At 59.1% G+C, this 25,810-nt stretch carries 19 protein-coding genes and 1 other RNA gene; 11 read left to right on the forward strand and 9 right to left on the reverse strand.

All coding sequences use genetic code 11. From position 1 onward, the window contains the following. Positions 1–267 precede the first annotated feature (267 nt). The 6 genes from ccoG to hemN all read left to right on the forward strand — a co-directional run bounded on the left by ccoG (position 268) and on the right by hemN (position 7,353). Positions 268–1,683, forward strand: a complete 1,416-nt coding sequence (ccoG, locus tag ACP7BO_RS12645; RefSeq protein WP_397456242.1) for a cytochrome c oxidase accessory protein CcoG — start codon at positions 268–270, stop codon at positions 1,681–1,683. A 16-nt stretch (positions 1,684–1,699) separates the two neighbouring features. Next, complete coding sequence (locus tag ACP7BO_RS12650) at positions 1,700–2,242, forward strand: FixH family protein (protein ID WP_060691440.1); 543 nt, start codon at positions 1,700–1,702, stop codon at positions 2,240–2,242. A gap of 82 nt (positions 2,243–2,324) precedes the next feature. Continuing rightward, positions 2,325–4,775, forward strand: coding sequence for a heavy metal translocating P-type ATPase (locus tag ACP7BO_RS12655; protein ID WP_426210729.1), 2,451 nt, complete (start codon positions 2,325–2,327; stop codon positions 4,773–4,775). A 20-nt stretch (positions 4,776–4,795) separates the two neighbouring features. Then, positions 4,796–5,026 carry a cbb3-type cytochrome oxidase assembly protein CcoS gene (gene ccoS, locus ACP7BO_RS12660; RefSeq protein ID WP_397456239.1) on the forward strand — a complete coding sequence of 77 codons (231 nt, stop codon included), beginning with the start codon at positions 4,796–4,798 and terminating at the stop codon, positions 5,024–5,026. Then, positions 5,019–5,702 (forward strand): sulfite exporter TauE/SafE family protein, encoded by a 684-nt coding sequence (locus ACP7BO_RS12665; RefSeq protein WP_397456238.1) that lies wholly within the window; start codon positions 5,019–5,021, stop codon positions 5,700–5,702. The genes ccoS and ACP7BO_RS12665 overlap by 8 nt, the downstream gene beginning before the upstream one ends. Positions 5,703–5,970: 268 nt before the next feature. Next, entirely contained in the window at positions 5,971–7,353 is a 1,383-nt protein-coding gene (gene hemN / locus ACP7BO_RS12670) for an oxygen-independent coproporphyrinogen III oxidase (RefSeq protein ID WP_073509006.1), read from the forward strand. Here the strand turns inward: hemN and ACP7BO_RS12675 are convergent. Then, positions 7,350–7,664 carry a hypothetical protein gene (locus tag ACP7BO_RS12675; protein WP_397456235.1) on the reverse strand — a complete coding sequence of 105 codons (315 nt, stop codon included), beginning with the start codon at positions 7,662–7,664 and terminating at the stop codon, positions 7,350–7,352. The two genes, hemN and ACP7BO_RS12675, sit on opposite strands and share 4 nt — an antisense overlap. Positions 7,665–7,977: 313 nt before the next feature. Here ACP7BO_RS12675 and fnr point away from each other — a divergent pair, with 313 nt between their 5' ends. Both fnr and ACP7BO_RS12685 read left to right on the forward strand, forming a co-directional pair. Beyond that, entirely contained in the window at positions 7,978–8,712 is a 735-nt protein-coding gene (fnr, locus tag ACP7BO_RS12680) for a fumarate/nitrate reduction transcriptional regulator Fnr (RefSeq protein WP_060691435.1), read from the forward strand. 50 nt (positions 8,713–8,762) lie between these two features. Further along, positions 8,763–9,308: an adenine phosphoribosyltransferase gene (locus ACP7BO_RS12685; protein ID WP_073509005.1), complete on the forward strand. Its 546-nt coding sequence runs from the start codon at positions 8,763–8,765 to the stop codon at positions 9,306–9,308. Positions 9,309–9,341: 33 nt separating this feature from the next. On the opposite strand, the gene recR is transcribed toward ACP7BO_RS12685, so the two are convergent. The 8 genes from recR to ACP7BO_RS12725 all read right to left on the reverse strand — a co-directional run bounded on the left by recR (position 9,342) and on the right by ACP7BO_RS12725 (position 20,904). Next, positions 9,342–9,944: a recombination mediator RecR gene (recR, locus tag ACP7BO_RS12690; protein WP_060691433.1), complete on the reverse strand. Its 603-nt coding sequence runs from the start codon at positions 9,942–9,944 to the stop codon at positions 9,342–9,344. Positions 9,945–10,103: 159 nt separating this feature from the next. Then, positions 10,104–10,442 carry a YbaB/EbfC family nucleoid-associated protein gene (locus ACP7BO_RS12695; RefSeq protein WP_060691432.1) on the reverse strand — a complete coding sequence of 113 codons (339 nt, stop codon included), beginning with the start codon at positions 10,440–10,442 and terminating at the stop codon, positions 10,104–10,106. Positions 10,443–10,516: 74 nt separating this feature from the next. After that, on the reverse strand, positions 10,517–12,577 hold the full coding sequence (gene dnaX / locus ACP7BO_RS12700; protein ID WP_397456234.1) for a DNA polymerase III subunit gamma/tau: 2,061 nt from the start codon (positions 12,575–12,577) through the stop codon (positions 10,517–10,519). A gap of 236 nt (positions 12,578–12,813) precedes the next feature. Continuing rightward, an RNA gene (gene ffs, locus ACP7BO_RS12705) (signal recognition particle sRNA small type) lies at positions 12,814–12,910 on the reverse strand. A gap of 253 nt (positions 12,911–13,163) precedes the next feature. Beyond that, complete coding sequence (ligA, locus tag ACP7BO_RS12710; protein ID WP_426210734.1) at positions 13,164–15,521, reverse strand: NAD-dependent DNA ligase LigA; 2,358 nt, start codon at positions 15,519–15,521, stop codon at positions 13,164–13,166. Positions 15,522–15,617: 96 nt separating this feature from the next. Beyond that, complete coding sequence (gene zipA, locus ACP7BO_RS12715) at positions 15,618–16,496, reverse strand: cell division protein ZipA (protein ID WP_397456232.1); 879 nt, start codon at positions 16,494–16,496, stop codon at positions 15,618–15,620. Positions 16,497–16,753: 257 nt separating this feature from the next. Further along, positions 16,754–20,242, reverse strand: a complete 3,489-nt coding sequence (gene smc / locus ACP7BO_RS12720; protein ID WP_426210736.1) for a chromosome segregation protein SMC — start codon at positions 20,240–20,242, stop codon at positions 16,754–16,756. A gap of 2 nt (positions 20,243–20,244) precedes the next feature. Further along, positions 20,245–20,904 (reverse strand): GntR family transcriptional regulator, encoded by a 660-nt coding sequence (locus ACP7BO_RS12725; protein ID WP_060691427.1) that lies wholly within the window; start codon positions 20,902–20,904, stop codon positions 20,245–20,247. A gap of 224 nt (positions 20,905–21,128) precedes the next feature. Here ACP7BO_RS12725 and xdhA point away from each other — a divergent pair, with 224 nt between their 5' ends. Genes xdhA through xdhC form a run of 3 tightly spaced genes read left to right on the forward strand, consistent with a single transcriptional unit; the run spans position 21,129 to position 25,804 of the window. Beyond that, a complete protein-coding gene (gene xdhA, locus ACP7BO_RS12730; protein ID WP_426210739.1) occupies positions 21,129–22,586 on the forward strand; it encodes a xanthine dehydrogenase small subunit in 1,458 nt (485 codons plus the stop codon). After that, entirely contained in the window at positions 22,579–24,954 is a 2,376-nt protein-coding gene (gene xdhB / locus ACP7BO_RS12735) for a xanthine dehydrogenase molybdopterin binding subunit (protein ID WP_426210741.1), read from the forward strand. Before xdhA ends, xdhB begins: the two co-directional genes overlap by 8 nt. Next, positions 24,947–25,804, forward strand: coding sequence for a xanthine dehydrogenase accessory protein XdhC (gene xdhC, locus ACP7BO_RS12740; protein WP_426210743.1), 858 nt, complete (start codon positions 24,947–24,949; stop codon positions 25,802–25,804). Before xdhB ends, xdhC begins: the two co-directional genes overlap by 8 nt. Positions 25,805–25,810: the final 6 nt, after the last annotated feature.

A 25,810-nucleotide genomic window follows, 5' to 3' on the forward strand; every position in this document is an offset into this window, starting at 1 on the left:
GGGCCTTTTTATTACCGCCAGCGCTTTCGATTGACGCCGCAACGGCCCGTTGCGTGACGCCCTTGGACTGCAACCGCAGCCTCAAGTCAATTGATCCACGTCACGACTTGTTACAACTCCTATACCAACTTCAGGTTTTCCGGAACGCGACCAAAGGTCGCACCCTTGAGCTAGAGTCACAGGCGTATCATTACGCCACTGCTACACCTTCTGACCGCGGTCGGCATGTACTGACCGAGGCATTTTCCACTGCCGTGGGACGCACTAATGAGCAATCAGATTCCTGTTAAAAACGTCACTGCGCCTGAGCAAAAAACCGGCGAAAGCGTCGATTTGTATGCTGCCCGGGAAAAGATCTACACCCGGGCCTTTACCGGTCTTTTCCGCAACTTGCGCATCGCCGGCGGGGCGGTGCTTTTCTTGCTGTATTTCGGCACGGTATGGCTCAACTGGGGCGGCCACCAGGCGGTCTGGTGGAACCTTCCCGAACGCAAATTCTTTATTTTTGGTGCCACCTTCTGGCCACAGGATTTCATCCTGCTGTCCGGGCTGCTGATCGTTGCAGCCTTTGGCCTGTTCTTTATTACCGTATATGCCGGACGCGTGTGGTGTGGCTACACCTGCCCGCAAAGTGTCTGGACCTGGGTATTCATGTGGTGCGAGAAGGTCACTGAAGGTGACCGCAACCAGCGCATTAAGCTCGACAAGGCGCCGATGAGCGCCAACAAGTTCCTGCGAAAATTCAGCAAACACAGCCTGTGGCTGCTAATCGGCTTTGTCACCGGCATGACCTTCGTCGGTTACTTCTCGCCGATACGCGAACTGGTTTTCGACTTCTTTACCGGCCAGGCTGATGGCTGGGCGTATTTCTGGGTCGGCTTTTTCACCCTGGCCACCTACGGCAACGCTGGCTGGTTGCGCGAGCAGGTGTGCATTTACATGTGTCCGTATGCCCGCTTCCAGAGCGTGATGTTCGACAAGGACACGCTGATCGTTTCCTACGACCCGCGGCGCGGCGAAGTCCGTGGCCCGCGCAAAAAAGACACTGACTACAAGGCCCAGGGCTTGGGCGATTGCATCGACTGCACCATGTGCGTACAGGTGTGCCCGACCGGGATCGACATTCGTGACGGTCTGCAGATCGAGTGCATCGGCTGCGCCGCCTGTATCGATGCCTGCGACAGCATCATGGACAAAATGAACTACCCGCGCGGCCTGATCAGCTACACCACCGAACATAACCTCTCGGGCCAGAAAACCCGCAAGTTGCGCCCGCGCCTGATTGGCTATGCGCTGGTCCTGCTGACCATGATGGGCCTGCTGGCAGCAGCGTTTTATACCCGCACCCTGGTGGGGTTCGATGTCAGTAAAGACCGCGTGCTCTACCGCGAAAACGCTGAAGGCCGGATCGAGAACGTCTACAGCCTGAAGATCATGAACAAGGACCAGCAAGACCATACCTACGTGCTGGAGGCCACCGGCCTGCCTGACCTGAAACTGCAGGGCAAACGCGAAATCAAGGTCGCGGCGGGCGACATCGTCAGCCTGCCGGTCGAGCTCTCGATTGCGCCGGAGCAGCTACCCTCCAGCACCAACGAAGTGTTCTTCATCCTCAAGGATGCCGACCACAACGACGTGACCGTTAAAGCCAAGAGCCGTTTCATCGGCCCACAAATCAGATAAGAGAAGAGAACCTGCCATGCCCGCAGCAAACGCCTCCAGCCCTTGGTACAAGCATCTTTGGCCGTGGATCATCATTGCCATTCTCGCCTGCTCGGTGACGCTGACCCTGTCGATGGTGACCATTGCCGTGAATAACCCGGACAACCTGGTCAACGACAACTACTACGAGGCCGGCAAAGGCATCAACCGCTCTCTTGACCGCGAATTGCTGGGCCAGACCCTGCAACTCAAGGCCAAGCTGCGCATGGACGAAATGACCGGCGAAGTGGTGCTGTTGCTTGAGGGCAACAGCAAACCGCAGGTGCTGGAGCTGAACCTGATTTCTCCGACTCAACCCGAGAAAGACCGCAAGATCAGTCTGAGCCAGAGCGCATCAGAACCGGGCCGTTACATCGGCCAACTGGATGACAAGGTCGCAGGCCGTCGCTTTGTAGAGCTGCTGGGCGTGGAAGACGGCAAAACCTGGCGCCTGTTTGAAGAAGAGCTGGTAGGACCTGACAAGGACCTGCTGCTGGGCGACGAGCCCCTGCAGGGCGCAGAAGACCGCAAAGCGAAATAACCCATCGCGGGGCCACCGGCTCCCACAACTCTGTGGGAGCCTTAGGGCCTGCAATGTCGCACTTCCATCGCGAAAGACCGTCATGACCTCTCCCGTTCCCTGCTATCACTGCGCCCTGCCCGTCCCTCCTGGCAGCCGGTATACCGCCGTTGTTCTGGGCCAGCTGCGCGAGTTCTGCTGCCCCGGGTGCCAGGCGGTGGCTGAAGCGATCGTGGCCGGCGGCCTGGAAAGCTATTACCAGCATCGCAGCGAAGCCTCGGCCAACCCTCAAGCGCTCCCCGTACAACTGGTTGAAGAGCTGGCCCTGTATGACCGCGCCGACGTGCAAAAACCCTTTGTCCGGCATGAGGGCGAACAGGCCGAAACCACCCTGCTGATCGAAGGCATCAGTTGCGCCGCCTGTGGCTGGCTGATTGAAAAACACCTGCGCCACCTGCCTGCCGTGAGCGAAGCACGGCTCAACCTGTCCAACCACCGCTTGCATGTACGCTGGGCCGACAGCCAGTTACCACTGAGTGAAATACTCAGCGAACTGCGCCACATCGGCTATGCCGCGCACCCGTATCAGGCTGACAGGGCGACGGAACAACTGGCCACTGAAAACCGCCTGGCTTTGCGTCAGCTGGGTGTCGCCGGACTGCTGTGGTTCCAGGCGATGATGGCAACCATGGCCACCTGGCCCGAATTCAACATTGATCTCAGCCCCGAGATGCACACCATCCTGCGCTGGGTTGCACTGTTTCTGACAACGCCCATCGTGTTTTACAGCTGTACACCCTTTTTCAAAGGCGCCATGCGCGACTTGCGCACCCGCCATCTGACCATGGATGTATCGGTTTCGCTGGCGATCGGCGGCGCCTATGTCGCGGGTATCTGGACGGCCATCACCGGGGTCGGCGAGCTGTATTTCGATGCGGTCGGCATGTTCGCCCTGTTCTTGCTGGCCGGGCGCTATCTGGAGCGCCGTGCCCGTGAGCGCACTGCCGCCGCGACCGCACAACTGGTCAACCTGCTGCCTGCGTCCTGCTTGCGATTGAGTGATGACGGGCAGAGCGAGCGCATTCTGCTGACCGAACTGAAAGTCGGCGACAAGGTACTGGTCCACCCCGGCGCGGTTCTTCCGGCCGACGGCAAGATTCTGGACGGCCAGTCAAGCATCGATGAGTCTTTGCTGACCGGCGAGTACTTGCCCCAGGCACGCCGGGCTGGCGATGCGGTCACCGCCGGGACCCTGAATGTCGAAGGAGCGCTGACCGTCGAGGTATTGGCCCTGGGCCAGGACACACGCCTGTCTGCCATCGTGCGCCTGCTGGACCGGGCCCAGAGCGAGAAACCGCGGCTGGCCGAGATCGCCGATAAAGCCGCGCAATGGTTCTTGCTGTTTTCATTGATTGCCGCTGCCGGGATCGGCCTGCTGTGGTGGCAACTCGATCCATCGCGGGCTTTCTGGATCGTCCTGGCAATGCTGGTGGCCACCTGCCCTTGCGCCCTGTCACTGGCAACACCGACCGCGCTCACGGCCGCTACAGGAACGTTGCACAAGCTGGGGCTGCTGCTGACGCGCGGCCATGTGATCGAGGGGCTGAACCAGATCGACACGGTGATCTTCGACAAGACCGGCACCCTGACCGAAGGCCGGCTGACCTTGCGCGCCATACGGCCACTGGGCGAACTGGACAGCGATCAGTGCCTGGGCCTGGCGGCAGCCCTTGAGAACCGTTCGGAACACCCGATCGCCCGGGCGTTCGGCCGCGCAGCACAAGCCGCCGAACAGGTGCAAAGCACGCCGGGCCGCGGCCTTGAAGGCCTGGTGGGCGATCGGCGGTTGCGCATCGGCCAGCCGGGTTTTGTCTGCGAGCTAAGCCACTGCCCGGTCCCGCACATGCCCGACGAACCCGGTCAATGGCTGTTACTGGGCGATACCCGGGGCCCGCTGGCCTGGCTGGTACTCGATGACCGTCTGCGCGACGATGCCCCCGCGCTACTGGCCGCCTGCAGGGTGCGCGGCTGGCGCACGCTGCTGCTCTCGGGAGACAGTTCGCCGATGGTCGCCAGCGTAGCCGCCGAGCTGGGTATCGATGAAGCCCGGGGCGGCTTGCGCCCGGATGACAAACTGCAGGTATTGCAACAACTGCATGCCCAGGGCCGCAAAGTGTTGATGCTCGGTGACGGCGTCAATGATGTGCCGGTGCTGGCTGCCGCCGATATCAGCGTGGCGATGGGCTCGGCCACTGACCTGGCCAAAACCAGTGCCGATGCGGTATTGCTGTCCAATCGCCTGGATGCACTGGTGCAAGCCTTCAGCCTGGCCCGCCGCACGCGCCGGGTGATCATCGAGAACCTGCTCTGGGCCGGCTTGTATAACGGCCTTATGCTGCCTTTTGCGGCGCTGGGCTGGATCACCCCGATCTGGGCCGCCATCGGCATGTCGATCAGCTCGTTGACGGTGGTGCTTAACGCTTTGCGCCTGACCCGCATGCCCCGTCAGGCGCATACTCAGCTTGCATCACAAACCCGCCCGCTACCGATCTGAACCGGTGGCCTGGAGCCTTTATGCCAGCGCTATACATCATGATTCCCGCGGCCTTGCTGATTGTCGCAATCGCTATCTATGTCTTCTTCTGGGCAGTGGACAGCGGCCAGTACGACGACCTCGACAGCCCTGCCCACAGCATCCTGTTTGACGACCAGGACCCGCAGCACACAGCGGCTGTCGAAGAAGCCAGGCTTCATCACCCGGAATCGGACCAAGACACCGACAGCAAGGCGCCACCCCATGCTTGAGCTGGCGCCACTGCTGGTTTCGGCCGTGATTCTGGGCCTGCTCGGGGGCGGCCATTGCCTGGGCATGTGCGGCGGCCTGATGGGGGCGTTGACCCTGGCCATTCCCAAAGAGCAACGCAGTCGACGCTTTCGGTTGCTGCTGGCCTATAACCTGGGGCGAATCCTTAGCTACGCCGCCGCAGGCTTATTGCTGGGGCTCGCCGGATGGGCAGTGGCCAATAGTGCGGCGGCGATGTATATGCGCATCCTCGCCGGGCTGCTGCTGATTTGCATGGGGCTGTATCTGGCCGGCTGGTGGAGCGGCCTGACCCGTATCGAAGGCCTGGGACGCGGCCTGTGGCGGCATATCCAGCCCGTTGCCAACCGGTTGCTGCCAGTGTCGAGCCTGCCTCGCGCATTGCTGCTGGGCGCGCTCTGGGGCTGGCTGCCATGCGGCCTGGTCTACAGCACGCTGATCTGGTCGGCCAGCCAGGGCAGCGCGATCGACAGTGCACTCCTGATGCTGGCTTTCGGTCTGGGGACCTGGCCCGTGCTGCTGGCAACCGGGCTTGCGGCCGAGCGCGTCACGGCGTTGCTGCGCAAACGCAGCGTGCGTATGGCGGGCGGGTTACTGGTAATCCTGTTCGGCATCTGGACCTTGCCCGGCCCGCACCAGCACTGGTTGATGGGGCATTAGTCCAGTCACTTGTGCGGGAACTGTGCAACTGGTCGAACTGTGGGAGCTGGCTTGCCAGCGATGCAGGTAGCGCAATTCAACTGGATGACCGCACCGGTACCATCGCCAGCAAGCAGGCTCCCACAGTAGCAGTGCACCCCGGGGGCGCACTGTGGGAGCGGGCTTGCCCGCGATGCAGCACACGCAGCCATTGATACAAATCAAGGTGATACGAATCCCGAGCCCCTAGACTCCAGCGCATTGCCAGTCATCCCAGGGGAATGCCCGCATGCTCGACGCCATTCGTTGGGACTCAGATTTAATTCGCCGCTACGACCTGGCCGGACCGCGCTATACCTCGTATCCGACGGCCATGCAGTTCACTGACCAGGTCAGCACATTCGATCTGCTGCACGCCCTGCGCGAAAGCCGCAAGGCGCTGAGGCCCCTGTCGCTGTATGTGCACGTGCCGTTCTGCGCCAATATTTGCTACTACTGCGCCTGCAACAAGGTCATCACCAAGGACCGCGGCCGTGCGCAGCCTTACTTGCAGCGCCTGGAACAAGAAATCCGCCAGGTCGCCTGCCACCTCGACCCCAAACAAAAAGTCGAGCAACTGCACTTTGGCGGTGGCACGCCAACCTTTCTCAGCCACGATGAATTGCGCCAATTGATGGCCAGCCTGCGTGAGCATTTCAATTTGCTGGACGACGATTCCGGCGATTACGGCATCGAAATCGACCCGCGTGAAGCCGACTGGTCGACCATGGGCCTATTGCGCGAGCTGGGGTTCAATCGCGTCAGCATTGGCCTGCAAGACCTCGACCCCCAAGTCCAGCGGGCAGTCAACCGCCTGCAAAGCCTGGAAGAAACCCGTGCCGTGATCGATGCTGCGCGCACCTTGCAGTTTCGCTCGATCAATATCGACCTGATCTACGGCCTGCCCAAGCAAACCCCCGAAGCCTTCGCGCAAACCATCAAAGAAGTGATCAACCTGCAACCGGATCGCTTGTCGGTATTCAATTACGCGCACTTGCCTGAGCGTTTCATGCCGCAACGCCGGATCAACACCAGTGACCTGCCCTCGCCGGCCGATAAACTGAAAATGCTGGAGTGCACCATCGCGCAACTGACAGCCGCTGGTTATCGCTACATCGGCATGGATCATTTCGCGCTGCCGGACGATGAACTGGCCATCGCCCAGGAAGAAGCCACCCTGCAACGCAATTTCCAGGGCTATACCACCCACGGCCATTGCGACCTGATCGGGCTCGGTGTCTCGGCCATCAGCCAGATTGGCGAGTTGTACTGCCAGAATGACAGCGACATCGCCCAGTATCAGCGCACTCTGGCCAGCGGCCAGCTCGCAACCGCTCGAGGCCTGTTGTGCAATCAGGATGACCGGATCCGGCGCGAAGTCATTCAACAAATCATCTGCAATTTGCACTTGCCGTTCGCCCACATCGAGCAGGCGTTCAATATCGATTTTCGAGGGTATTTTGCGCCGCAGTGGCCCGCGCTGCAGAAAATGGCCGCAGACGGCCTGATTGCGCTTGGGCCTGAGCAACTGACCGTGCTGCCCGCCGGGCGACTGTTGGTGCGTTCGGTGTGCATGGTGTTTGATGCGTACCTGGAGCAGGCCAGTCGGCAGCGATTTTCCCGGGTGATTTAGCTGGCCATCAATGAAGTAGCCTTGAGCGCGTCCTCACCGCTCAAGTCTTTCATGGCCTTGACCAGGCTGGCATTGGCATTGAGCAATGCAGCACTCAAACCGGCAATTGCCGCCTGTAACCCGGCGGCCTGAGCCTTGGCCTGCTCGGGATTCAAACTGCTGTTGGCCATGACTTGCTGCAGTTGAGCCTGCTTTTCAGCGATCTGCTTTTTGATCTCGCGAATCATCTTCAGAATTTTCTGCACCTGATCCGGCAAGCCGCTGCCTTCAATGTCGTCATTCTGATCTTTCTGCGCTTTTGCCAACTTCATGGCCGCACCTGAAATGACCACTTTAACGCCCTCAGCAGGAGCTGCCGCCTGGCCAGGCTCCGTGTCCTGATCAGCCACTGCGGCATTCTGGCTGTTTATCGCAGGCGTATTTATGGTCAACATGCCACTTTGACTGAGGCCAACACCACCCATCGACGACATCTGCCCTGCTCCCTGTGCTTTAGCGTTAACAGACTATCGGTCAGGCTGCAGATTTCTTGAGCGAGGTGCACTGAATTGGCGCGCTGGTCTCGGCCCCCCTCTCTGGGGTAACCTTGCGTCTTATGTGTGTTTTCCTACAAGGATTTAAGAAATGTCCGAGCCAGTAAAAGTGCGCGCTCATAGCCAGGCTCACTGCAAGGATTGCAGTCTGGCGCCTCTGTGTTTGCCACTTTCGTTGAATCTGGAAGACATGGATGCGTTAGAGGAAATCGTCAAGCGCGGTCGTCCATTGAAGAAAGGCGAGTTCCTGTTCCGTCAGGGCGACCCATTTGTCTCGGTTTATGCCGTCCGTTCCGGGGCGCTCAAAACATTCAGTCTCAGTGACAGTGGCGAAGAGCAACTCACCGGCTTCCACTTGCCGAGCGAGCTGGTCGGCTTGTCAGGCATGGACACCGAATCCTATCCGGTGTCTGCCCAGGCACTGGAGACCACGCCTGTTTGCGAAATCCCTTTCGAGCGTCTGGACGAACTTTCGGTACAACTGCCACAACTGCGTCGCCAGTTAATGCGCATCATGAGCCGGGAAATTCGTGACGATCAGCAAATGATGCTGTTGTTGTCGAAAAAGACCGCCGATGAGCGTATCGCGACCTTTCTGGTCAACCTGTCCGCGCGTTTCCGCGCCCGTGGTTTCTCGGCCAACCAGTTCCGCCTGAGCATGTCGCGCAATGAAATTGGCAACTACCTGGGCCTGGCAGTCGAAACGGTATCCCGGGTATTTACCCGCCTGCAAGAAAACCAGCTGATCACCGCCGAAGGCAAAGAAGTGCACATTCTTGATCCGATCAAGCTGTGCGCCCTGGCCGGTGGCTCTCTGGAAATCTGACGACCTCACTTACCGGGCTATACTGGCGCCTTAAACGCCAGGAGCCCGATATGACTCGCGACGATTTTTGCCTCAAATCCTTGATTCGCCCCGTGATTGACTTCCCCAAGGCGGGCGTCATTTTTCGTGACATCACACCGCTGTATCAATCCCCACGCGCCATGCGCGTCATTGCCGATACCTTTATCGAACGCTATGTCGAGGCCGACTTCAGCCACATCGGCGCAATGGATGCCCGTGGTTTTTTGATCGGCTCAGTGCTCGCGCATCAACTCAACAAGCCGCTGATCCTGTTTCGCAAACAAGGCAAGTTGCCCGCCGATGTTTTGGCCGAGGGCTATCAGACGGAATATGGCGAAGCGTTTCTGGAGGTTCACGCCGACAGCCTGTGTGAGGGCGACTCGCTGCTGATCGTCGATGACTTGATCGCCACTGGCGGAACCCTGATCGCTGCTGCCAGCCTGGTGCGCCGCATGGGCGCGAAGGTATTTGAAGCGGCTGCGATTATTGATCTGCCTGAGCTGGGCGGGTCGAAACGCCTGCAGGATATGGGCGTTCCGACGTTTTGCCTGACTGAGTTCTCACTGACGGAGTAAGGCCGCATAGCCTGCTCGCGAGCAGGCTCGTTGCTACAGTGCGATGGGTCTGCGCCCGGAGAACGAGTGGGCCAGTGTTCCGCCGTCAACCAGTTCCAGCTCGCCCCCCAGCGGTACGCCGTGCGCGATGCGCGAAGCAATAAGGCCTTTGTTGCTCAGCAATTGCGCAATGTAATGCGCGGTAGCCTCACCTTCGACCGTAGGATTGGTCGCCAGGATTACCTCGGCGAAGGTGCCCTGCTCTGCAATACGCGTCATCAGCTGTGGAATGCCAATCGCCTCCGGGCCCAGGCCATCCAGCGGTGACAAATGCCCTTTGAGCACAAAGTAGCGACCGCGGTAACCGGTCTGCTCGACGGCATACACATCCATGGGCCCCTCAACCACACAGAGCAGGGTGTCGTCGCGGCGCACATCGGCACACTGCGGGCACAGATCATCCTCGGTCAGGGTTCTGCACAGGCGGCAATGACCCACGCCCTCCATAGCCTGCGTCAAGGCTAGCGCCAGACGCGAACCGCCACTGCGATCACGCTCAAGCAATTGCAAAGCCATGCGCTGTGCAGTCTTTTGACCTACCCCCGGCAAGGTGCGCAAGGCGTCGATCAGTTGGCGAATCAGGGGGCTAAAGCTCATAGGGAAAGGTCCGACAAAACAACGAGAGGCGGTTTATACCCGCGGTCCGCGCCAGCGTCAAATACCAGCAGACGCATGCACCGGGGCAAGCCGGCATTAGTCAAAAGCAGACAGGCAAAAAAATGCCAGGCCCCGGGCCTGGCATTTTTTAGCAGCGCCTTAGAACGGCAGCTTCATACCCGGCGGCAGTTGCATGCCGGAGGTCACGCCGGACATTTTGTCCTGGCTGTTGGCTTCGATCTTGCGTACGGCGTCGTTGACAGCAGCCGCAAACAGATCTTCCAGCACTTCGCGGTCGTCTTCGCTGACGCCTTCAAGCAGAGCCGGATCAATGCTCACACGCTTGATGTCGTGACGACCGGTCATGACCACAGTCACCATATCGCCACCGGCCTTACCGGTAACTTCAGCATTGGCCAGTTCTTCCTGCATCTTGGCCATTTTTTCCTGCATCTGCTGTGCCTGCTTCATCAGGCCGGCCATGCCACCTTTCATCATGGGAATCACCTCAAACGTTATTTGGACAATGCACCCGCGGTCAAAACGACCTCGGGCTGTAAGTTTTTCAGACGTTACGAAGCCTTGGCCTCAATAACGTCTATCGGTTGAATCGTATCGTCACGGACGGCCGCGCCGAACTGTTCAATCATTTGCTGGACCAGCGGATCGGCATAGATCGACTCCTCGGCCAGGTGCTGGCGCTCGGCCCGAAAGCGTGAAGCTGCCTGAGCCGGGGTTTCCTGCTGCGGCTTTACCAGCTCGATAGTCACTTTGAGTGTGCGCTGATGGTACTGGTTCAGTGCATCGTTGAGCCGACGCTGCTGAGTGGCGTTAAACAGTGCGCTGTGCGCCGGGTCCAGATGCAGCAACCAGTCATCGCCATCAACCGCCATCAATGTGCAGTTGGCGCCGATGCTCGCCGTCATGCCCGATACCGGTAACTTGGGGAACAGGTTCAGCCATTCAAGGGCCAGCCCGGTGGCAGGCTCGGCAGCAGGCAACGGCTCGGGCTCAGGAGCAGGCTCGCCGGCGTGCTCACTGGCCAGTTCGTCCAGGTAGCTGTAAGCCGCGGAATCCATGTCCGGCTCGATGTAGTCTTCGTCCAGCGGCGGCTCGTCATCGCGATCCGGGCCCGACAGAGCCGAGTCCACCTGCTCGGGCGTTGGCTCAGGTATCGGCGCTGCTTCCCACTGCGGCGCATCCGGCACCACGCTGTCAGGCGTGGGCATCGGCATCGGAGGCAAATCGGGTTGCTCACCGACCGTATCGAGCATCGCTTGTGGCACGATCGGTGCCTCGATCACTGGAGCCGCCGGCTCGTTCCATGGCAAGTCCACTACAGGCGCTGCTGGCGCCTTGAGGACCGCTACAGGCGCGGGCGCTGGCTCAACAACCGGTTCTGGCTTGACGGCCACAACGGGTGCAACAGCGGCAGGTGCAGCCATTACTGGCGCAACAGAGGGCGCGCCAGCCACGATTGGAGCGGAATCAACTGTGGCCTGGCTGATCCCCACTGGCTTTAGCGGCTGACTCGGTGAGTCTGTCGCGTCCGCCGGGCGGAAGGCCAGCATCCTTAGCAGGACCATTTCAAAGCCACCGCGCGGGTCTGGCGCCAGCGGCAAATCACGCCGGCCGATCAGGCCCATCTGGTAATAAAACTGTACGTCTTCGGCGGGCAATACCCGGGCCAGGGCCAGCACGCGATCGCGGTCGCCATGGCCGTTGTCGACCCCTTCGGGCAACGCCTGGGCAATGGCAACACGATGGAAAACATTGAGGATTTCGGACAGCACGCCGTTCCAGTCCGGGCCCTGTTCGGCCAGATGGCGCACAGCCTCAAGCAGTGCCCGGGCATCGCCTTCGATCAAGGCGTGCAGCAGGTCAAACACCTGACCATGGTCGAGGGTACCGAGCATGGCGCGCACATCAGCCGCCAGCACCTTGCCTTCTCCGAATGCAATGGCCTGATCGGTCAGGCTCATGGCGTCGCGCATCGAACCGTCAGCGGCGCGCCCCAACAACCACAACGCGTCATCTTCGAACGGTACGTTTTCGACACTCAGCACGTGGCTCAAGTGTTCGACTACACGCTCGGGGGTCATGTTTTTCAGGGAGAACTGCAGGCAGCGGGAAAGGATAGTCGCCGGCAATTTCTGCGGATCGGTGGTCGCCAGAATGAATTTGACGTAGGGCGGCGGCTCTTCAAGGGTTTTGAGCAACGCATTGAAGGAGTGGCTGGAGAGCATGTGCACTTCGTCGATCAGGTAGACCTTGAAGCGCCCGCGGCTTGGCGCGTACTGCACGTTATCGAGCAGTTCGCGCGTGTCCTCGACCTTGGTCCGGCTCGCGGCATCGATTTCGATAAGATCGACAAAGCGCCCTTCGTCGATTTCGCGGCATACCGAACACGTCCCGCACGGGGTCGAGGTGATACCTGTCTCACAGTTCAGGCATTTGGCGATGATCCGCGCAATGGTGGTCTTGCCGACACCACGGGTACCGGTAAACAGGTAGGCGTGATGCAGGCGCTGACTGTCCAGGGCATTGATCAGAGCCTTGAGCACATGGGTCTGGCCGACCATTTCGCGGAACGAGCGCGGACGCCATTTACGTGCAAGAACCTGATAACTCATTGATAACCGTCGCGTCTGAAAAGCGGAAGGGGCTAATGCTAGCGGAGCAAGGGCAAAATTGCATCCGGTGCGCACTTTAAACTGCTCAGGCCATACCGGCACACGATTAATGCGCGCACGGAAATACGCCGACAGCAAATAGAGCGTCGAGACAAGGCGTGGATAACAGAGAGAAAGGAAGGCTTTGCTTGGACTAAAAACCCTGCGCAATGGAGGATTTTTTAAAATGGAGGCAACCCCACCAGCCACACCCCGGCACACAATGTTCCCGCTGTGGCTGCTTCCTTCCGGATCTGACCAGGTTAACGGGTAATCGTTGCGGAGGGACCGATAGGGTCACCATAACAACATCCGCTTAGCAGCGAACGGCGCCATTGTACCTGTCTGAGAAAAACTTACAACCGCTGGGGCAAGAATAAAAAAATGAGCGGGCTCAAGCACTTGGATTGGGCTTTATACCTTGGCCGAGGCCATGGATGTTGGGAGCCCGACAATGGACTGTGCAGGAGCGAGCTTGCTCGCGGGCTTTTTAACGAAACCGCTAAGCGCTCGCGAGAAAGCTCGCTCCTACAGGGAGGTTACCGTTCTAGATCGAGATGCCCTGCTCACCCAGGAATGCCACAAAGGCTTCTTCATCCAGCACCTTGAGCCCCAGTTCGTTGGCCTTGACCAGTTTCGAGCCCGCACCGGGTCCCGCCACGACGCAATGGGTCTTGCCGGAGACCGAACCCGACACCTTGGCCCCCAGACTTTCGAGCTTGTCTTTGGCAATGTCGCGACTCATTAACTCCAGCGAACCGGTCAGCACCCAGGTCTGCCCTGCCAGCGGCAAACCTTCCACCGCCTTTTTCTCGCTCTGCCAGTGCATCCCGAAGTCGCGCAACTGCGCTTCGACTTCCAGGGCCACCCGGGCATGTTCAGGGTTATCGAAAAATTCGCGCACGGCTTTGGCTTGTTTCTCAGGCAGTGCCTGGCGCATATCGAGCCAGTCCGCGTTGATTACGCCCTCAAGCGTTAGGAACTTATCGGCCAGTTTTTGCGCACCACCCGGCCCGACCGAGGGGATATGCAACTTGTCGATCAGTCCACCCAAAGTGGCACTGGCTGCGAACTCCGCCCCCAGATCCCCTTGGTCCTGCAGCTCAAGGCCACGCTCAAGCAGTTGCGTAATCACCTGCTGGTTATGCTCATCACTGAAGAAGCTATGAATCTCATGGGCCACTTCAAGCCCAACATCCGGCAAGTAGGTGAGGACTTGCGGCAAAGCACGCTGAACACGCTCAAGAGAGGCCAGAGAGCGCGCCAGCACCTTGGCTGTCTCCTCTCCTACATCCGGAATACCCAGCGCGTATATAAAACGCGCCAATGTCGGACGCTTGCTGTCGGCTATAGCCTGCAGCAGGTTCTTGCTCGACAGCTCGGCAAAGCCTTCAAGATCGACAATTTTCTCGAAGGTCAGGGTGTACAAATCGGCAGGCGAACTCACCAGCCCCTCGTCCACCAACTGCTCAACGCTCTTTTCGCCCAGGCCTTCAATGTCCATCGCACGGCGAGAAACAAAGTGAATGATCGCCTGCTTGAGCTGAGCACCGCAGGCCAGCCGCCCGACACAGCGGTACACCGCCCCCTCACTGATGGTTTCGCGACCCTTGCTGCGCTTGATCAATTGCGTGCGTTCAACGTGCGACCCACACACCGGGCAGCTCTCAGGGATCTGCACCGGGCGCGCGGTTTCAGGTCGCCGCTCAAGCACCACTTGCACGACCTGCGGAATCACATCACCGGCGCGGCGGATAATCACCGTGTCGCCAATCATCAGCCCCAGACGCGCCACTTCATCCATGTTGTGCAGCGTGGCATTGGAGACAGTGACACCTGCCACCTTGACCGGTTTGAGACGCGCTACCGGCGTGACAGCCCCAGTACGTCCAACCTGAAACTCCACATCCAGCAGCTCGGTCAGCTCTTCCATCGCCGGGAATTTGTGAGCAATCGCCCAGCGTGGCTCGCGAGCACGAAAGCCCAGTTCACGTTGCGATGCCAGGCTGTTGACCTTGAACACCACACCATCGATTTCATAAGGCAGGGCCGCACGGCGTTCGCCAATATCGCGGTAGTAGTCCAGACACTCGGCAATGCCTTTGGCCAGTTTCAACTCATGACTGATTGGCATGCCCCACTGCTGCAACTGCTTGAGGTTGCCGATATGGGTATCTGAAAACTCTTCAGACACCTGGCCAAGGCCGTAACAGCAAAACTCCAAGGGGCGGCTGGCGGTAATTTTCGAGTCCAGTTGACGCAAGCTACCTGCAGCCGCGTTACGCGGGTTGGCAAAGGTTTTACCGCCCGCGGCGAGCTGAGTCTCGTTAAGACGGTCAAAGCCGGCCTTGGACATAAAGACCTCGCCTCGTACCTCCAGGACCGCAGGCCAACCGCTGCCATGCAGCTTGAGCGGGATATTGCGCACGGTGCGCACATTGACACTGATGTCTTCGCCCGTGGTGCCATCACCCCGGGTAGCACCACGCACCAGATTGCCGTCCTGATAAAGCAGGCTGACCGCCAGACCGTCCAGCTTGGGCTCACAGCTGTATTCGACTTCAGCGCCGCCGCCAAACAGATCGCCCGCCGGCAAATCCAGACCCTCGCTGACACGACGATCGAATTCACGCATATCGGTTTCATCAAAAGCGTTGCCCAGGCTCAGCATCGGCACTTCGTGGCGCACTTGCGTAAAAGCCGACAGCGCCGCGCTACCGACACGCTGAGTCGGCGAGTCCGCAGTGATCAGCTCCGGATGCTCGGCTTCCAGCGCCTTGAGCTCGCGAAACAGACGATCGTACTCGGCATCAGGAATGCTGGGCTCGTCGAGCACGTGATAGCGATAGTTGTGCTGATCCAGTTCAGCGCGCAGCTCTAGAATTCGGGTTTTGGCGGCGGTCATGGGGTGTTCTCTCACAAAGCAAAAGAGCAGCCGAGGCTGCTCTTGCGTTAATCATTTTGCGTTTCTGCGGGAGCAAGCATGCTGGCCCCCACTTGTTCAGCGTTTTTGAGTCAGGGCGCGACGCTCGAATTCAACGATGCGCTGACGGTAGTGTTCGATGGTCTGGGCAGTCAACACGCTGCGCTGGTCATCTTTAAGCTCACCATTGAGCTCCTGAGACAGCTTGCGTGCAGCGGCAACCATCACATCAAAGGCCTGTTTGGGATGACGCGGCCCCGGCAAGCCGAGGAAGAAGCTCACGGCCGGGGTGCTGAACAAGTCGATATCATCAAGATCGAACACGCCCGGTTTCACGGCATTGGCCATGGAGAACAGCACTTCACCGTTACCCGCCATGCTTTCATGACGGTGGAAAATATCCATTTCACCAAAGCGCAAACCGCTTTCAAGGATGTTCTGCAGCAGTGCAGGCCCTTTGAAGCCGGCAGGATCGCGACTGATAACACTGATCACCAGCACTTCTTCAGCAGCCTGTTGCGGCTGTTGTTCCTTCGCCTCAACCGCCGGCACACTTGGCGCTGAACGTCCACGCGGCTTGGCTTCCTGTGCGAAGTCATCATCGCGGGCGCTGATGCTCGGACCGTCTTCCAGATCAAGATTGAGGTTCAGGTCACCCTGGCTTGGCTCGCCGCCACGCTTGTTACGCTTGGAGCTTTTATCCCGTGGCGACATGCTTACCGATGGCAGGTCGTGCTCATCAAGCTGAGGCTCTTTGTGGGCGGGTGTATCCAGGACACGCGAAGGACCGAGCAATTCAGCACTGGTCTCCTCATCCGGGACGTTGGAAAAACTGCGGTCAAGGCGAAACTTGAGCTTGCCCTTGCCGCCGCGCATACGGCGCCAGCCATCAAAAAGAATACCGGCGATGACCACTATGCCGATGACTATCAGCCACTCGCGCAGACCGATTTCCATGTAATCCCGTGCCCCTAAAAAATGATTCTATGAAGAAGAGCCTAAAGCCCTTTAAAACGTGGCGCCAACTCTATGTTCTGAATGGCGTTTTACCCACGTACAAAAAATTAGACGCTAAATTAACACGACCAAAGATAACTTTACACCGTCTGTCGCATTGAGCTAATGCCCATATAGCCCACGACCCATCAGTCATGCCAGACAAATATTTAGGAATCCTCTTACAAGAAGAAAAAATCCCCCTACATGCTTATAGCTCACGCATCGACCATTGCCATTGCCTCCTCGACATCAACCGCCACCAGACGAGAGCAGCCGGGCTCATGCATTGTCACCCCCATCAACTGATCAGCCATTTCCATGGCGATTTTGTTGTGTGTGATGTAAATGAATTGCACGGTCTGTGACATCTCTTTTACCAGGCGGGCATAGCGGCCCACGTTAGCGTCATCAAGCGGTGCATCAACTTCATCGAGCATGCAAAACGGCGCCGGATTGAGTTTGAAAATAGCAAAAACCAATGCCAGGGCAGTCAATGCTTTCTCGCCACCGGACAGCAAATGAATGGTGCTGTTCTTCTTGCCCGGTGGACGCGCCATGATTGTTACCCCTGTATCGAGTAAATCTTCGCCCGTCAGTTCCAAATAAGCGCTGCCACCACCGAAAACTTTTGGGAAAAGTGCCTGTAATCCACCATTTATCTGATCAAAGGTGTCTTTAAAGCGACTGCGCGTCTCTTTATCGATCTTGCGAATAACGTTTTCCAGCGTATCCAGTGCTTCAACCAGATCGGCATCCTGGGCATCCAGATAACGTTTGCGTTCGGACTGCTGCTGATATTCATCGATGGCGGCCAGGTTGATCGCGCCCAGACGCTGAATACGTGCAGCAATACGTTCCAATTCTTCTTCGGCCTGCTGCTCATTGACCTCGGCACTCAAGGTGGCAAGCACCCCGTGCAAGTCATAGCCGTCTGCCAGCAACTGATCCTGCAATGTGGTACGACGCACCGTCAGCGCCTGCCACTCCATGCGCTGCTGTTCAAGTTGCCCGCGAATCAGCTGAGATTGTTGCTCGGCCTGATTGCGGCGCTTTTCGGCGTCACGCAATTCACGGTCAGCATCCTCAAGGGCGGTCTGGGCGATCTTGAGTTCTTGATCCACGGTCAGGCGCTTGTCGAGCAACTCTTCAAGCTTGAGGCGCAACTCTTCGAGGGGGGCTTCACCCTCCTCCAGATTAAGACTGAGCTGCTCACGCTTTTCAGCCAGACGCTCGGCTTGCAGCTCGAGCCGTTCAAGGGCCTGACGGGTCGAGTCGTGCTGCGCTTTTAGCGAGCCCAGGCGAACCGCCAACTGATGAGCGTGATCCTTATGCTGGCGTGCTTCCTGACGCACCCCGTCCAGGCGCTCGCGCAGACTGTCGCGCTGGGCCAGTAGCAGTTCGCGCTGCTCCGTGTCGGTGGCCATGGCATCCAGCGCATCCTGAAGCTGCAGGCGCGACTCGCCAACCTGCTCATGCTCCACTGCACGCTGCTCTGTCAGCTCGGCGAGCTCTTCATCCAGGCGACGACGACGCAACGTCAATTGCTCGACCTTGGCTTTACTGGCGGAAAGCCTGGCTTTGATCTCACCTTGCTGACGGGCTTCGTCCTGCAGACGGCGGCGAACCTGCTCTCGCGAGTCTTCTTGCGCCAGCTGTTGCTCGCGCAAGTGCTGCAGTTGCTCTTCAAGGGTGGCCAGGGTGGCTTCGCGCTCTTCGCGCTCAACGCCTAAACGCTGAATTTCCTGACCACGGGCCAACACACCGCTTTCGGCTTCGCTGGCACGCCGTACGCGCAAGAAATTGCGCCCGACCCAATACCCGTCGCGGCTGATCAGGCTGTGGCCATCTGCCAATTGCGCACGCAGGGCCAAGGCCTGCTCAAGGGTTTCAACCGCTTTGACCTGACCCAGCCATGGCGACAGATCAAAGTCGGCCTCAACCTTGTCGAGCAAACTGCCCGACAAACGACTCCCCTGAGAACCGCCACTGAACAGACGCAGGTCGCCTTGGGCGAACCCGGCCAGATCCAGTTGCGCAAAGTCATCCACCAGCACGGCCTGCAGGTCGGCTCCCAGCACGGTTTCGACCGCCAGTTCCCAACCGGCTTCGACACGCAGGCCTTCGGCCAAACGGGGTCGATCGGCGAGCTGCTGCTCACGCAGCCACTCCCCCGCACCGATGCCTGGGTCCAGAGCTGCCTGCTGCAAGGCCTCAAGGGAGGCCAGGCGACCATTTAGCCGCTGCAGCTCACCCTGAGCCTGTTGCTGATTTTGTGTCGCCTGCTGCAAGTCATGGCGCACCTGCTCCAGCCGCTCGACAAGCAGTTCTTCGCTGGCCTGTAATTCTTCCTGGGTCAACTCGCTGGTAGCCAGTTGCTCGCTCAGTTCAAGAATTGCCGCATCTTCAGGGTCCGCCGCCAGCAAGGCGCGCTCTTGCGCCAGACGCCGCTGACGCTCGGCCACGCGCTCCATGCTGGTTTCCAGCTGCTGAATACGCGCTTGCAAGACTTCGGACTGACGCTGGGGCTCTGCCGAACGCTGGTTGAACTCATCCCACTGCTCTTGCCAGCCGTGCATGGTGTGCTCGGACTCTTCCAGCGCTGCAGCGGCTTCTTCAGCCGCAGCGCTGGTCAGCTCCTGCTCGGGTGCAAGCATTTCGAGCTCTTCACCCAGCGTCGCCAGCATCGTGCGGTCATGGCCCAGATGGGACTCGGTTTCCAGGCGTGAACGCTCGGCTTCGCGCAGATCATCCTGCAACTGACGCAAACGCTGCTGACCGTGCTGGATGCTTTGTTCGACCCGGGCAATATCACCGCCGACCGAATAGAAGCGTCCTTGCACCAAATTAAAGCGCTCTGACAGATCATGGTGCCCGTCACGCAAGCGTTCGATGCTGGCATCGGCATTGCGCTGCTCGGCCACCAGGGCTTCGAAACTGACTTCCTGGTTGCCAATAATCGCTTCGCGCTGACCCACCTGCTCGTTCAGTGCCTGCCAGCGCAAGGCTGACAGCTGAGCCTTGAGCTGACGCTCTTCGGCCTTGTACTCCTGATACTTCTCGGCAGCCTGCGCCTGGCGATGCAAGCGCTCAAGCTGACGACCCAACTCTTCGCGCAGGTCAGTCAGGCGGGCGAGGTTTTCGTGGGTACGGCGAATACGGTTTTCAGTCTCGCGGCGACGCTCCTTGTACTTGGAGATGCCCGCCGCCTCTTCGATAAAATTGCGCAGGTCTTCGGGCTTGGACTCGATCAATTTCGAGATCATGCCCTGCTCGATAATCGAATAGCTGCGAGGCCCGAGGCCGGTACCCAGGAAAATATCGGTGATGTCACGCCGACGGCACTTGGTACCGTTCAGGTAATAGGTGGTCTGGCTGTCGCGGGTCACTTTACGGCGGATGGATATCTCGGCGTAGGCCGCGTATTCGCCCAGCAACGTGCCGTCGGAGTTATCGAATACCAGCTCGATGCTGGCCTGGCTCACCGGCTTACGCGTGGTGGAGCCATTGAAGATGACGTCCGTCATCGACTCGCCGCGCAGGTTTTTGGCCGAGCTTTCACCCATCACCCAGCGTACGGCGTCGATGATATTGGACTTGCCGCAGCCGTTAGGGCCCACAACGGCCGCCATATTGCTCGGGAAGTTAACGGTGGTCGGATCGACGAAGGACTTGAAGCCCGCGAGCTTGATGCAAGTGAGGCGCACGCTCAGGCAACCGTCAAGGCAGACAGCACCAGGTCACAACTGCGCTGGGCGTAACGGCTCAGGACCTCCCGGATCTGCGGCAAATCACGCGCCAGCACGGCTTCGAGCAACTGCGCGAACAGCTCCAGGTATTCACTCATTTCTGCCTTGCGCTGATCCAGTGCCAGGTAATAAGCACGGCTCATGGCCGGATGCAGGTTCTCAACGGTTTCCTGCAAATACGGGTTGTCGGCAAACGGGTACGCCGCGCGCATCACATTGAAGCTGTCTTCGACAAATGCACTGATGTCCTGACGCTCGTAACTGGCGATCAAGCGCTGCTGAATTTGCAGGAAGGGGCCCAGATCGGCCGGAACCGCCCAGCGCCGGGCAACGGCGTTGCCCAGCAGGATGTACATCTCGCTCATCAGCGTACACAGGCTCTGCACCTTGTGTGCGGTGAGCTCGGTAACGTGGGCGCCACGCCGCGGAAGGATCGCGATCAGGTGCCGGCGCTCAAGGATCAACAATGCTTCGCGCACAGATCCGCGACTGACATTGAGTGCCAGTGTCACTTTCTGCTCTTGAATGCGCTCCCCTGGCTTGAGCTCGCCACGAATGATGCGTTCGGCAAGGTGGTGAGCGATTTGCTCGGCGAGGCTATCCGGCGCCTTGAACGTCATGTTTTACCTTCAAAATCTTCGATCAGTACAAGCGGCGCAGTGTAACGCACTTGTTCGGTGCTAGCGGAGTGCCTCAATCGCTGAATTTGGCACGAAATAAGCAAATAAATACCCGTTATTTAATTCACCGGGACAGGCGAGCCTATTTTCTTGACCTGAGAGTCAGCTTTGGCTAGATTCAGCCCATCCCGCTCTATAACAATAATGATTTTGCGAGGCCTTCCGTGATCCAGTTCCTACTCAACCAGACGCTCCGCTCCGAGCATGTGCTGGACCCGAATATGACCGTGCTTGCTTACTTGCGCGAACACCTGCACAAACCCGGCACCAAGGAAGGTTGCGCCAGCGGCGACTGCGGTGCCTGCACGGTAGTGGTGGGTGAATTGCATACCGATGATAAAGGCGCCGAGCGCCTGCGCTATCGCAGTATCAACTCGTGCCTGACCTTTGTTTCGACCCTGCACGGCAAGCAACTGATCAGCGTTGAAGACCTCAAGCACCAGGGCCAACTGCACAGCGTGCAACGGGCAATGGTCGACTGCCACGGTTCACAGTGCGGTTTCTGCACCCCGGGCTTTGTGATGTCGCTGTTCGCCCTGCAAAAGAACAACACTGGCCACAATGATGCGCATCAGGCGCACGAAGCACTCGCGGGCAACCTGTGTCGCTGTACCGGTTACCGCCCCATCCTGGCTGCCGCCGAGCAGGCCTGCAGCGCAGATCGACCCGATCAGTTCGATGCACAACAAAGCCAGACCATCGCTCAACTCAAGGCCATTGCCCCGACCCAGACCGCAGAACTGAACAGCGGCGACAAACGCTGCCTGCTGCCCTTGACCATCAGCGATCTGGCCCAATTGTATGAGTCGCACCCTCAAGCGCGCCTGCTGGCTGGAGGGACCGATCTGGCGCTGGAAGTCACGCAGTTCCATCGCCCGCTACCGGTCATGATTTATGTCGGCAATGTGGCCGAGATGAAGCGAATCGAGCGCTTTGATGACCGCCTGGAAATCGGTGCCGCCGTTTCACTGACGGACGCCTACAGCACGCTCAAGGCTGAATACCCGGACTTCGGCGAGCTGCTGCAACGCTTCGCGTCCTTGCAAATCCGCAATCAAGGCACCCTTGGCGGCAATATTGGCAACGCCTCACCCATTGGCGACACGCCCCCTCTGTTGATCGCTCTCGGAGCACAGCTGGTGCTGTGCAAAGGGGAAGTACGCCGCACCCTGGCGATTGAGGACTACTTCATCGACTACCGGGTGACTGCACGCCAGGAAGGCGAATTCATCGAGAAAGTTGTCATCCCACGCGCCAGCGCAAGTCATACCTTTCGCGCCTATAAAGTCTCCAAGCGCCTGGATGACGACATCAGTGCCGTGTGCGCAGCCTTCAACCTGCATATCGACAAAGGGCTGGTGCTGGAAGCACGGGTGGCCTATGGCGGCATGGCGGCCACCTCCAAGCGGGCCAAGGCCTGCGAAGATGCCCTGCTCGGCTCCCCCTGGAGCGCGTCGACCCTAGAACGTGCCTGCGCAGCACTGGCTGAAGATTTCACCCCGCTGTCCGACTTTCGCGCCAGCAAGGAATACCGCCTGCTGAGCGCGCAAAACCTGCTGCGCAAATTTTTCATCGAGCAGCAAACGCCACACCTTGAGACGCGGGTGACTGCATATGTCTAACCAACACAAGATTGGGCCAACCCAGGCCGAGTTGACCGCCCTCTTCCAGCAAGACCTGAAGACCGGCGTTGGTCGCAGTGTCAAACATGACAGTGCCGAAAAGCACGTATCGGGTGAAGCACAGTACATTGATGACCGGCTTGAATTCCCCAATCAGCTACATCTATACGCACGTTTGTCCGACCGGGCTCACGCCAGAATCATTCGCGTCGATACATCACCTTGCTATGGCTTTGACGGGGTGCGCCTGGCAATCACCCATGAGGATATTCCCGGCCTCAAGGACATTGGTCCGCTACTGCCCGGCGACCCGCTACTGGCCATCGACAAGGTTGAATTTGTTGGCCAACCGGTACTGGTCGTGGCCGCACGGGACCTGGATACCGCCCGCAAGGCCGCAATGGCGGCGATTATTGAATATGAAGACCTGGAGCCCGTGCTCGATGTGGTTCAGGCGCTGCGCAACAAGCACTTCGTGCTCGAAAGCCACACCCATCAACGCGGCGATTCGACCGGGGCACTGGCCAGGGCGACTCACCGACTGCAAGGCAGCCTGCATATCGGCGGGCAAGAACACTTCTATCTCGAAACCCAGATCTCCTCGGTAATGCCTACCGAAGATGGCGGCATGATCGTTTACTGCTCGACGCAAAATCCGACCGAAGTGCAAAAACTGGTCGCCGAAGTCCTCGACGTATCGATGAACAAAATCGTCGTCGACATGCGCCGCATGGGTGGCGGATTTGGCGGCAAAGAGACCCAGGCTGCCAGCCCCGCCTGCCTGTGTGCGGTGGTCGCGCGCCTGACCGGCCAGCCCTGCAAAATGCGTCTGCCACGGGTCGAAGACATGCTGATGACCGGCAAGCGCCATCCGTTTTATATCGAGTACGACGTCGGCTTCGATGCCAAAGGTCAACTGCAAGGCATCCAGCTAGATCTGGCCGGCAACTGCGGGTGCTCGCCGGACCTGTCCAACTCCATCGTCGACCGCGCCATGTTCCATGCCGACAACGCCTATTACCTGGGCGACGCAACGATCAATGGCCATCGCTGCAAAACCAACACCGCCTCAAACACCGCCTATCGCGGTTTTGGCGGGCCCCAAGGGATGGTCGCCATCGAGGAGGTCATGGACCGTATCGCCCGCCACCTGGCCCTCGATCCGCTGGCCGTGCGCAAAGCCAACTACTACGGCAAGACTGAACGCAACGTGACCCACTATTACCAGACCGTGGAGCACAACCTGCTGGAGGAAATGACCGCGGATCTTGAGGCAAGCAGCCACTACTGCGAGCGACGCGAAGCGATCAAGGCGTTTAACGCCAACAGCCCGATCCTGAAAAAAGGTCTGGCACTGACCCCGGTTAAATTCGGCATTTCCTTTACCGCCAGCTTCCTCAACCAGGCCGGGGCGCTGATCCATATCTACACTGACGGCAGCATCCACCTCAACCACGGTGGCACCGAGATGGGCCAGGGCTTGAACACCAAGGTGGCGCAAGTGGTAGCAGAGGTATTTCAAGTAGAGATCGGCCGCGTGCAGATCACCGCAACCAACACTGACAAAGTGCCAAACACCTCGCCGACTGCCGCCTCCAGCGGTGCCGACCTGAATGGCAAGGCCGCGCAAAATGCCGCGCAAACCATCAAGCAACGGCTGATCGAGTTTGCGGCAGGCAAGTATCAGGTCGGGCAGCAGGATGTGATATTTCACAACGGTCAGGTCCGCGTTGGCGAGCAGATCATCAGTTTTGAAACCCTGATCCAGCAGGCGTATTTCGGCCAGGTGTCACTGTCGAGCACCGGCTACTACAAAACGCCAAAGATCTTTTATGACCGCACCCAGGCCCGCGGAAGACCGTTTTACTACTTTGCCTTTGGCGCCGCCTGCGCCGAAGTCATCGTCGACACCCTGACCGGCGAATACAAAATGTTGCGCACAGACATCCTCCACGATGTGGGCGCCTCCCTAAACCCGGCCATTGATATCGGCCAGGTCGAAGGCGGCTACATACAAGGGGCCGGGTGGCTGACCATGGAAGAGCTGGTATGGAATGCCAAAGGCAAACTCATGACCAACGGCCCGGCCAGCTACAAGATCCCGGCTGTGGCGGACATGCCTCTGGACCTGCGTGTAACCCTGGTCGAAAACCGCAAAAACCCGGAAGACACGGTGTTTCACTCCAAGGCCGTGGGCGAGCCACCGTTTATGCTCGGCATCGCCGCCTGGTGCGCGATCAAGGATGCTGTGGCCAGCCTTGCCGATTATCGCGTGCAACCCGACATCGATGCGCCAGCAACGCCGGAAAGGGTGTTGTGGGGCTGTGAGCAGATGCGTCAGGCAGCGCAGGAAAAACAGCATGAATAACTGGATCAGCGCCCTGGCCGACCTGCAGCAGCAAGGCGAACCTTGCGTCCTGGTGACCATTATCGAGGAGCAAGGCTCGACCCCGCGCAATGCTGGCTCAAAGATGGTCATCAGTGCCACGCAGACCTTCGACACCATTGGCGGCGGGCATCTGGAATACAAGGCGATGGAGATCGCCCGCCAGATGCTCGACAGCGGCAGGCACGACACCCATTTGCAGCGTTTCAGCCTCGGCGCCAGCCTGGGCCAGTGTTGTGGTGGCGTAACCGTGTTGCTGTTCGAGCCCATGGGCCAGGTGCAGGCGCATATCGCCGTATTTGGCGCCGGCCATGTGGCACGTGCACTGGTGCCGCTGCTTGCCGGCCTGCCGTGCCGGGTGCGCTGGATCGACTCGCGGGAACAGGAGTTCCCTGTGCATATACCCGCGGGTGTTCGAAAAATAGTCACCGAAGAACCCGTCGACGAGGTAGATGCGCTGCCAACAGGTTGCTACTGCATCGTCATGACGCATAATCACGCCCTGGACCTGGAACTCAGCGCCGCATTGCTCAAACGTAACGACTTCACCTACTTCGGCTTGATTGGCTCAAAAACCAAACGCGTGAAGTTCGAGCATCGCCTGCGCGACCGCGGTTTCAGCCCGCAACATTTGCAGCGCTTGCGCTGCCCGATGGGCTTGAGCGAAGTCAAAGGCAAACTGCCTGTCGAAATCGCGATTTCCATCGCCGGCGAAATCATCGCCACCTATAACGCTCACTTTGGCCAGCACACGGCCAGTGCCAACACCGCGACATCTGACCCCATTAAACAATTGCTGCCGTCTTCACGACGCAGCCATGCCACGCACTGAGAATTG

The sequence above is a fragment of the Pseudomonas sp. TWR2-1-1 genome (genome assembly GCF_049897045.1).
Classification (GTDB): domain Bacteria; phylum Pseudomonadota; class Gammaproteobacteria; order Pseudomonadales; family Pseudomonadaceae; genus Aquipseudomonas; species Aquipseudomonas versuta.